12 protein-coding genes are annotated in these 8,445 nt (G+C 72.9%); 7 read left to right on the top strand and 5 right to left on the bottom strand.

Annotated elements, in window-relative coordinates:
• Positions 1-493: hypothetical protein (locus HA073_RS30095; protein WP_166457855.1), on the top strand; the 493-nt coding region annotated here is incomplete at its 5' end.
• 40 nt (positions 494-533) lie between these two features.
• Here HA073_RS30095 and HA073_RS30090 read toward each other — a convergent pair.
• The gene (locus tag HA073_RS30090; protein WP_043328070.1) at positions 534-1,340 is read right to left on the bottom strand and encodes a hypothetical protein; all 807 of its coding nucleotides are present in this window, start codon (positions 1,338-1,340) and stop codon (positions 534-536) included.
• 74 nt (positions 1,341-1,414) lie between these two features.
• Here HA073_RS30090 and HA073_RS30085 point away from each other — a divergent pair, with 74 nt between their 5' ends.
• Complete coding sequence (locus tag HA073_RS30085; protein WP_030502860.1) at positions 1,415-2,359, top strand: Ppx/GppA phosphatase family protein; 945 nt, start codon at positions 1,415-1,417, stop codon at positions 2,357-2,359.
• Between the two features lie 75 nt (positions 2,360-2,434).
• Positions 2,435-3,241 carry a sugar phosphate isomerase/epimerase gene (locus HA073_RS30080; protein WP_064446686.1) on the top strand — a complete coding sequence of 269 codons (807 nt, stop codon included), beginning with the start codon at positions 2,435-2,437 and terminating at the stop codon, positions 3,239-3,241.
• A gap of 22 nt (positions 3,242-3,263) precedes the next feature.
• Here HA073_RS30080 and HA073_RS30075 read toward each other — a convergent pair whose 3' ends face one another.
• Genes HA073_RS30075 through HA073_RS30065 form a run of 3 tightly spaced genes read right to left on the bottom strand, consistent with a single transcriptional unit; the run spans position 3,264 to position 5,296 of the window.
• Positions 3,264-3,830 carry a CGNR zinc finger domain-containing protein gene (locus HA073_RS30075; protein ID WP_018787720.1) on the bottom strand — a complete coding sequence of 189 codons (567 nt, stop codon included), beginning with the start codon at positions 3,828-3,830 and terminating at the stop codon, positions 3,264-3,266.
• Positions 3,831-3,849: 19 nt separating this feature from the next.
• Positions 3,850-5,016 (bottom strand): glutathionylspermidine synthase family protein, encoded by a 1,167-nt coding sequence (locus tag HA073_RS30070; RefSeq protein ID WP_166457854.1) that lies wholly within the window; start codon positions 5,014-5,016, stop codon positions 3,850-3,852.
• A 1-nt stretch (position 5,017) separates the two neighbouring features.
• Positions 5,018-5,296, bottom strand: a complete 279-nt coding sequence (locus tag HA073_RS30065) for a hypothetical protein (RefSeq protein ID WP_223201299.1) — start codon at positions 5,294-5,296, stop codon at positions 5,018-5,020.
• Between the two features lie 118 nt (positions 5,297-5,414).
• On the opposite strand from HA073_RS30065, the gene HA073_RS30060 reads away from it, so the two are divergent.
• On the top strand, positions 5,415-6,335 hold the full coding sequence (locus tag HA073_RS30060; protein WP_043328076.1) for a proline dehydrogenase family protein: 921 nt from the start codon (positions 5,415-5,417) through the stop codon (positions 6,333-6,335).
• A gap of 1 nt (position 6,336) precedes the next feature.
• On the opposite strand, the gene HA073_RS30055 is transcribed toward HA073_RS30060, so the two are convergent.
• Positions 6,337-6,654 (bottom strand): VOC family protein, encoded by a 318-nt coding sequence (locus HA073_RS30055; RefSeq protein ID WP_166457853.1) that lies wholly within the window; start codon positions 6,652-6,654, stop codon positions 6,337-6,339.
• A 76-nt stretch (positions 6,655-6,730) separates the two neighbouring features.
• On the opposite strand from HA073_RS30055, the gene HA073_RS30050 reads away from it, so the two are divergent.
• Genes HA073_RS30050 through HA073_RS30040 form a run of 3 tightly spaced genes read left to right on the top strand, consistent with a single transcriptional unit; the run spans position 6,731 to position 8,419 of the window.
• Complete coding sequence (locus HA073_RS30050; RefSeq protein WP_166457852.1) at positions 6,731-7,525, top strand: alpha/beta fold hydrolase; 795 nt, start codon at positions 6,731-6,733, stop codon at positions 7,523-7,525.
• Positions 7,518-8,087, top strand: a complete 570-nt coding sequence (locus tag HA073_RS30045) for a TetR-like C-terminal domain-containing protein (RefSeq protein ID WP_069087782.1) — start codon at positions 7,518-7,520, stop codon at positions 8,085-8,087. Before HA073_RS30050 ends, HA073_RS30045 begins: the two co-directional genes overlap by 8 nt.
• Positions 8,084-8,419 (top strand): YrdB family protein, encoded by a 336-nt coding sequence (locus HA073_RS30040; RefSeq protein ID WP_064446681.1) that lies wholly within the window; start codon positions 8,084-8,086, stop codon positions 8,417-8,419. The genes HA073_RS30045 and HA073_RS30040 overlap by 4 nt, the downstream gene beginning before the upstream one ends.
• Positions 8,420-8,445 lie beyond the last annotated feature (26 nt).

The raw sequence follows: 8,445 nt of genomic DNA, 5'->3' as shown, positions 1-8,445 counted from the left end.
TCACGCGGCCGACACCACCCCCGCGGTCAAGCCGGTCACGGCCACGGTGCAGTCCGACAAGCTGATCCCGCACGGCGTGCAGGGCGACCAGTCCCGCATCGACCTCAATGACGAGCAGACCAAGAACGTGAAGGCCATCATCGCGGCGACGAAGAAGGCCGGCATGGACGAGCGCGCCGCGGTCGTGTCGATCGCTACCGCGTTGCAGGAGTCGAAGCTGGAGAACCTCGGCCACCTCGGTGACCGTAACGACCACGACTCGCAGGGCCTGTTCCAGCAGCGCCCCTCCAGCGGTTGGGGCACGGTCGAGCAGATCACCGACCCCGAGTACTCCACCACCGCGTTCCTGAAGGGCCTCAAGCAGGTCGACGGCTGGCAGGACATGCCCCTGACCAAGGCCGCCCAGACCGTCCAGGTCTCCGCCTACCCCGACCACTACGCCCAGTGGGAGCAGCAGGCCGCCGACCTCGTCGCCGAACGCTGGAACAAGTAAGAGATACGAAGGCCGGCACCCCGAGACGGGGTACCGGCCTTCACTCGCTTGCGGGGTGCGGGGCGATCTGACCCTGGCGCTGCCGGGCGGCGCACAGCTCGGCCAGCTTCGCGTACGCGGGCGCGCCGATCAGCGCGGTCAGCTCCGGCCCGTACGAGACGTACATCGGCTCGGCGCCGACGTGCGCGTCGGTCGAGGAGGTGCACCACCAGTCGAGGTCGTGCCCGCCCGCGCCCCAGCCGCGCCTGTCGAACTCGGCCAGCGTGGAGATCAGCACCTTCGTGTTGTCCGGCCGCTTGTGCCATTCCTGGTCGCGGCGTACCGGCAGTTGCCAGCACACGTCCGGCTTGTACTCCAGCGGGTGCACCCCGTCGCGCAGCGCCTGGGCGTGCAGCGCGCAGCCGCCTCCGCCGGCGAAGTCGGCGTCGTTGAGGAACACGCACGGGGCGTCCACGTCGCGGGTGGCGGTACGCCGGGCCGGCGTCTTGCCGTCGACCGTGTCGTTCTCGGTCCAGTTCTTGAACCCGCGCCGGAAGTGCTGCCACGTCTCCGGCGTCAGCCGCTTGACCGCGGCCCGGACCCGCTTCTCGTCGTCGGAGTCGGTGAAGAACGCGCCGTGCGAGCAGCACCCGTCGGCGGCCCGTCCGGCGATGATGCCGTGGCAGCCCTGCCCGAAGATGCACGTCCAGCGGGAGAGCAGCCAGGTCAGGTCGGCGCGGACGACGTGCTTCGGGTCGGCCGGGTCGACGAACTCGATCCACTCCCGGGGAAAGTCCAGCCCGACCTCGCGGCTGCGCGGGTCCTCGGGGTCGTCCACCAGCACGTGAAGCTCGATCTGCCCTGTCACTCGGACCAGCGTACGCGCGGTGACCCCGCCCGGCCGCCGAGCCGACGAAACGTGTTGGCCCTAGGGTCTTTCCCATGCGACTGGGTGTCCTCGACGTCGGTTCCAACACGGTGCATCTGCTGGTGGTCGACGCCCACCACGGCGCGCATCCGTGGCCGGCGCACTCGGAGAAGGTGGTGCTGCGGCTGGCCGAGCAGATCGGTCCGGACGGCGCGCTCACCGTCGGCGGCGCGGACGGCCTGGTCAAGGCGGTCGGCATGGCCCGGGCGGCGGCGGACGGGCTGGGCGCCGAGGATCTGCTGGCGTTCGCCACGAGCGCTGTTCGCGACGCCACGAACGCCGCCGACGTGCTGGCCCGCGTCCGCGACGAGACGGGCGTACGCCTGGAGGTGCTCTCCGGGGCGGACGAGGCGCGGATGACGTTCCTCGCGGTGCGGCGGTGGTTCGGCTGGTCCGCCGGGCGGCTGCTGGCGATGGACATCGGCGGCGGCTCGCTGGAGCTGGCGGCCGGCATCGACGAGCACCCGGACGTGGCGATCTCGCTGCCGCTCGGCGCGGGCCGGCTGAGCCGGGAGCGGCTGGCGGTCGACCCGGCCGGCACGGCGCCGCCGTCGGCCGAGGCCGTGGAGGAACTGCGGGCGTACGTGGACGCGCAGCTCGACCCGGTGGTGGAGCAGTTGACGGCGGTGGGCTGGGAGCGTCCGGTCGCCACGTCGAAGACGTTCCGCACGCTGGCCCGGCTGGCCGGCGCCGCTCCCTCCGGTGCGGGCCTGTGGGCGCGGCGCAGCCTGACCCGTACCGGCCTGCGGCAGGTGCTGGGGTTCATCAGGCACATCCCGCCGGCCCAGTTGCCCGAGCTGGAGGGGGTGAGCGCGCAGCGGGCGCACCAGTTGCTCGCGGGCGCGGTGGTGGCCGAGGCGGTGATGCGGCGGCTCGGTGTGGACCGCGTGGACATCTGCCCGTGGGCGCTGCGCGAGGGCGTCATCCTGCGTCGGCTGGATCAGCTCGCGCCGATGTGACCGTACGAGCGCTCTGGGTTGCTTTGCGGTTGCTCGTCCCGATGCTCGCTGGCGGTTGGAGCTACCCTCGGAGGCGTGACCTACCGCGTTCCGGTACTCCTGTCCACGTCCTCGGTCTTCCCCGAACGGACCGCGGCGGCGTTCCAGCTCGCCGCCGAACTCGGCTACGACGGCATCGAGGTGATGGTCTGGACCGACCCGGTCAGCCAGGACGCGGGCGCGTTGCGCGGCCTCGCCGAGCACTACGGCGTCCCGGTGCTGTCGGTGCACGCCCCCTGCCTGCTGGTCACCCAGCGGGTGTGGAGCCCCGACCCGTGGGAGCGGCTGCGCAAGGCCGCCGAGCTGGCCGAGACGCTGGAGGCGCCGACTGTCGTGGTGCACCCGCCGTTCACCTGGCAGCGTGACTACGCGCGTACCTTCGCCGACGGGCTCGACACGATCGCCGGGCAGTTCGGCGGCCTGCACTTCGGGGTGGAGAACATGTACCCGGTGCGGATGGCGGGGCGGCAGTTCGTCCCGTACGCGCCGGGCTGGGACCCGACCGAGATCGGGTACGCCTCGTACACGCTCGACCTGTCGCACTGCGCTGCGTCGCACACCGACGCGATGGCGATGGCCGACCGGATGGGTTCCGGCCTGGCGCACGTGCACCTGGGCGACGGCACCGGCGAGGGGCGTGACGAGCACCTGGTGCCCGGTCGCGGCGGGCAGCCCTGCGCGGAGATGCTCCGCTCGCTCGCCGGCCGAGGGTTCAGCGGCACGGTGGCGGTAGAGGTGACCACCCGGGGCGCGAAGAGCCGGGCGGTCCGGGAGGCGGACCTGCGCGAGTCGCTGGAGTTCGCCCGGGCGAACCTGACCGCCGCCTCGCCGGTCGACGCCTGACCGGGGCGCGCCGCCCCGGAGGTCAGCTCACCGGGGACAGCGGCTGCGCCGGGACGGCCTGCTCGCCGACCGCGGCCCGCTTGCGGGCCCGATGCGCCGCCACGTGGGAGCGGGTGGCGCAGCGCTCGGAGCAGAACCGCCGGCAGCAGTTGGACGAGGTGTCCAGGTAGACGTTGCCGCAGCGGTCGTCGGCGCAGACGCCGAAGCGGGCGCTGCCGTACTCGCAGAGCCACACCGACAGGCCCCAGACCGCGCCGGCCAGGTATTCGGAGGAGACCGACGCGCCCCGGCTGGTCACGTGCATGTGCCAGTCGGAGGAGTCGTGGCCGGAGATGCGCGGCTGCACCGGGAACGCCTCCAGCAGCGCGTTCAGCTCCGCCACCGCTTCGTTGTCCCGGCCCGAGGTGCCGTACTCGAAGACGTCCCGGAGTCGCTTCTGCGCCCGCCGGAAGATCGCCAGGTCCCGTTCCGCGACTTCGTCGCGCATCCAGCCCTGCTCGTCCGAGAAGACAGCCCGTAGGCCGTCCAGGTCGTCCAGCCGGGCGTTGACGAGCTCGACCCCGGTCCGGGCGTACGCGTCGAAGTTCACGACACCAACGGTAGACGACTCACGGCAGACGCGGTGCGTCGATGTAGTGGGGCAGGAACCGCGCGTAACCGTCAGTGATGAGGCTCTCGCTCTCCCGTACGCCGGCGCCGGCTGACTCGCCGTCCACGATCCAGCTGCCGAGCACCGTCCGGTTGCCCTCGAACTCGGGCAACGCGCGGAACTCCTGGAAGCAGAAGCCCTCGTCGCCGTAGATCCCCGGGTTGGTGATCTCGGTGCCGCCGGTCACGATGCGTACCGAACCGCCTTCGCGGCCGAGCAGCGGCTTGGCCACGTACTCGGTCATGCCGCGCGGTGAGTCCAGGTACGCGGGCAGCAGGTAGTCGTGCCCCGGGTACAGCTCCCAGAGCACCGCCAGCAGCGCCTTGTTCGACAGCAGCAGCTTCCAGGCCGGCTCGATCCAGGTGGTGGGCGTGCCCGGGTCCAGCGCCGGGCGCCCGTACGGCTCGGCCAGCATCCACTCCCAGGGGTAGAGCTTGAAGCAGGTGGTGATCGGGCGGTCGTCGGCGTCGACGAAGCGCCGCCCGTCCCAGCCGACCTGCTGGATCGGCATGAGCGTCACGTCCAGCCCGGCCTGGCGGGCCGTCTCGGCCAGGTAGCCGGCGGTGATCTGGTCCTCGCCCGACTCCTCTTCCTCGGACCAGAGCACGTGCGTCCGGCGCTCGTGCAGCCCGGCGCCGATCTTGGCCCACGCGCCGACCAGCCGTTCGTGCAGGCTGTTCCACTGGTCCGCGTCCGGGCGGGTGTGTTCCAGCCAGTACCACTGCACGATGCTCGCCTCGACCAGCGCGGTCGGGGTGTCGGCGTTGTACTCCAGCATCTTCGGCGGGCCGCTGCCGTCGTACCAGAGGTCGAACCGGCCGTACAGCGTCGGCGGGCTCTCCCGCAGCGAGCGGGCGACCGCCTCGGCGGCCCACTCGGGGATGCCGAACTCGGCGTACCGGTTGCGGGCCACCACGTGCTCGGCGGCGGCCACCGACATCCGGTGCAGCTCCTCCGTCGCCTCCTCCAGGCGGAGCACCTCGTCGAGCGTGAACGAGTACGCGGCCGTCTCGTCCCAGTACGACATGACGTTGCCGTCGGGCAGCTCGGTGTCGACGTACACCAGGCCCTGGGCCCGGATGGTCTCGTCCCAGCCGGGGCGCGGCGTGCTGGCCTCGCGGCGCACGTCAGCCGCCGCAGGAGGCGAGGTGGCTGCCGAAGCCGCCGCGCTCGGGCAGCGCGGCGGTCGTCGGGGCCGGCTCGCCGCGCGCGGCGGTGGCGGTCGCCGGCACACGCAGGGCGACCGCGACGGTGTCGCCGCCCCCGCCGGCCGGTCCGAGCGCGCAGTCGTCATCGTCGTCGTCGTAGCCGTTGTTGCAGCCGGAGAGCGCGAGGGCGAGCGCGGTCAGCGCGCCGAGCTGCACGGAGGCCGAGCGGAGCCGCCGCCGGGGGTGTCGTCGATCCACGTGAACGTTGTAGCCGATCGACGCCAGCCGGGGGTGCCCGCCCCGGGTCCGCGCGCCGACCCGAGCGGGCCTCGGACGCGCCCGGCGGAGGGCCGGTGATGAGCGTTACGCTCGGCTCATGCTCCGTTCCGTCATCCTCGCCGCCTCCCGGTCTTCCCAGGTGGAGCGGCTCGTCGCGACGGCCCCGTTCACCCGGGACGTCGTCCGCCGGTTCGTCGCCGGCGCCGCCACCGACGACGCGCTGCGCGCCACCCGCGAGCTGGTCGCCGACGGCCAAGCGGTCACCCTCGACTACCTGGGTGAGGACACCACCACCCCGGAGCAGGCGAACGCCACCCGGGACGAGTACCTCACGCTGCTGAGCCGGCTCGGCGCCGCCGGGCTCACCCCGGCCGCCGAGGTCAGCGTGAAGCTGTCCGCGCTGGGCCAGATGTTCGACGAGCAGCTCGCGTACGACAACGCGCGGGCGATCTGCGCGGCGGCCGACGCGGCGGGCACCACTGTCACGCTGGACATGGAGGACCACACCACCACCGACTCGACGCTGGACATCCTGGCGAAGCTGCGCAAGGACCACCCGTCGACCGGGGCGGTGCTCCAGGCGTACCTGCGGCGGACCGAGTCGGACTGCCGGGAGCTGGCCTCCGCCGGGTCGCGGGTGCGGCTGTGCAAGGGCGCGTACAAGGAGCCGGAGTCGGTGGCGTACCAGTCGGCCCGCGAGGTGGACAAGTCGTACGTGCGCTGCATGAACGTGCTGATGTCCGGCGACGGCTACCCGATGCTCGCCACGCACGACCCGAGGCTGATCGCGATCGGCGAGGACCGCGCCCGCTGGTTCGACCGCGACCCGGCCCGGTTCGAGTTCCAGATGCTCTACGGCATCCGGCCGGAGGAGCAGCAGCGCCTGGTCGGCGAGGGCTACACGGTGCGGACCTACGTCCCCTACGGCGACCAGTGGTACGGCTACCTGATGCGCCGGCTCGCGGAGCGCCCGGCGAACCTGGCGTTCTTCGGCCGCGCGGTGCTGTCGAAGAAGTGAGTCAGTCGTTCGACCAGGCCCGGGTGCACAGCACGAGGCGGTAGCCGTCCGGGTAGGCGAACGTGACACCCCACCTGTCCCAGTACGGGCCGGCGGAGACCCTGGTCCCGCCGGCCCGTTCGATTCTCGGGACCAGTTCGTCGTCGGGTGGTCCGTCGAGGTAGAGCACGAAGAGGTCCTCGCCGGTGGGGCGCGGCTCGACCGCGAGCGTCGAGCCGTCGACCAGCTCCAGGTGCCAGCCGGCCCCGGGCAGGCCGAGCATCACCAGGTCGCGGCTCGGGCGGGCGAGGCGTACGTGGGTGTCGGCGGTGATCGGCATGCCGGGATCGTGCGACCTCATCCCGGGTTGAGGTCAAGCTTGACGCATCTTGGCTAATAGCCTTAGCTTTAAGGCTATGACAGTTAGCCAGGTGAAGCGGGACGGCGGCACTATCGCGTACGAGGTGCACGGCTCGGGCCCGCTCGTGGTGCTCGCGCACGGCATGGGCGAGAACCGGGCCGCCTTCCGGCACCTGACGCCCCGGCTGGTCGCGGCCGGCTACCGGGTGGCAGCTGTCGACGTACGCGGGCACGGCGACTCCAGCCCGCGCTGGCCCACGTACGCCCCGAAGCACGTCGGCGGCGATCTGCTCGCCGTGGTGCGGGCGCTCGGCGGAGGCCCGGCCACCCTGGTCGGCAGCTCGTCCAGCGCCGCCGCGATCGTCTTCGCCGCCGCCGAGGCGCCGGAACTGGTCAGCGGCATCGTGCAGATCGGCGCGTTCGTCGGCACGCCGAAGCCGAACCCGCTGATGCGGGTCGCGCAAGCCGTCGTGCTGCGCAGCCCTCGGCTGTTCGGGCTGTTCCACCGCACGCTGTTCCCCTGCGGACGCCCGGCGGACGACGCCGCGTACCGCAAGGAGCTGGTCGCCAAGCTGCGCGGCCGGATGGCCGCCGTGCGCGGCGTGGTCGCGCCGGCCGACCCGCACTGGACCGCGCGGGCGCGTGACGTGCGCCGTCCGGTGCTGGTGCTGATGGGCACCAAGGACCCGGACTTCCCCGACCCGGGCGCGGAGGCGCGGGCCGCGCGACGACTGTTCGCCGTCGCCGAGGCGCGCATGATCGCCGACTCCGGCCACTACCCGCACGCCGACCAGCCCGACGCCACCGCCGCCGACCTGGTCGAGTTCCTGGCGGTGACCGCGCGTGCCTAGGGCCGGCCTGACCCCGGCCACAGTCGTGCGGGAGGCCGCCGTGCTCGCCGACGAGGTCGGCTACGAGAAGCTGACGCTGGCCGCGCTCGCCGCCCGGCTCGGCGTCGCGCTGCCCAGCCTCTACAAGCACGTGCGCGGCGTGGACGCGCTGCACCAGCAGCTCGCCGTGCTCGCCACCGCCGAGATCGCCGACGTGCTCACCACCGCCGCCGCGGGCCGGGCCGGCGGCGACGCGTTGCGCGCCGTCGCCGCCGCCTACCGGGCGTACGCGCGGCAGCACCCCGGCCGCTACCCGGCCGCCCAGCGGGCGCCCGACCCGGCCGACGCCGAACACCTCGCCGCCGGTGAGCGCGCGGTCGGCGCGATCCGGGCGATCCTGCTCGGGTACGGCCTCGACGGCGACGATGCGATCGACGCGATCCGGATGTTCCGGGCCGCCGTGCACGGCTTCGTCGCGCTGGAGGCGGCCGGCGGATTCGGGTTGCCCCGCGACACCGACCGTTCCTTCGACCAGCTGATCGCGGGCCTGGACCGCGCCTACCGTTCCTGGGGAGACCGATGACCGCGCTGCTGCTGGGCGTGATCTTCCTGCTGGAGCTGGCCCTGCTGGGCTCGGCCGGGTACTGGGGCTTCACGCTCGACGCCGGCTGGCCGCTGCGCCTGCTGGCCGGGCTCGGCGCGCCGCTGGTGATCGCCGTGGTGTGGGGACTGTTCTGCTCACCGCGCGCCGCCGTGACGCTGCCCGACCCGGCCAAGCTCGCCGTCCAGGCCGCCTGCTTCCTCACCGGCGGCGTGCTGCTCGCCCTGGCCGGTCATGCCGTGCCCGGCGTGGCCCTGGTGGCCCTCTGGGCAGCCGACAAGGCCACGCTGACGCTGACCGGCACCCCGATCTGAGAGATCTTGGAAGAATTCGGCCCCTC

It is taken from the genome of Micromonospora sp. CMU55-4, assembly GCF_011602315.1.
GTDB lineage: Bacteria > Actinomycetota > Actinomycetes > Mycobacteriales > Micromonosporaceae > Micromonospora > Micromonospora chalcea.
This window is presented reverse-complemented; position numbering and strand designations above follow the sequence as displayed.

Excerpts from the sequence above, each read along its gene's own strand:
- HA073_RS30085 (WP_030502860.1), top strand. The coding sequence starts at position 1,415 with ATGCGACTGGGTGTCCTCGACGTCGGTTCCAACACGGTGCATCTGCTG.
- HA073_RS30040 (WP_064446681.1), top strand. The coding sequence starts at position 8,084 with ATGACCGCGCTGCTGCTGGGCGTGATCTTCCTGCTGGAGCTGGCCCTG.
- HA073_RS30050 (WP_166457852.1), top strand. The coding sequence starts at position 6,731 with ATGACAGTTAGCCAGGTGAAGCGGGACGGCGGCACTATCGCGTACGAG.
- HA073_RS30055 (WP_166457853.1), bottom strand. The coding sequence starts at position 6,654 with ATGCCGATCACCGCCGACACCCACGTACGCCTCGCCCGCCCGAGCCGC.
- HA073_RS30060 (WP_043328076.1), top strand. The coding sequence starts at position 5,415 with ATGCTCCGTTCCGTCATCCTCGCCGCCTCCCGGTCTTCCCAGGTGGAG.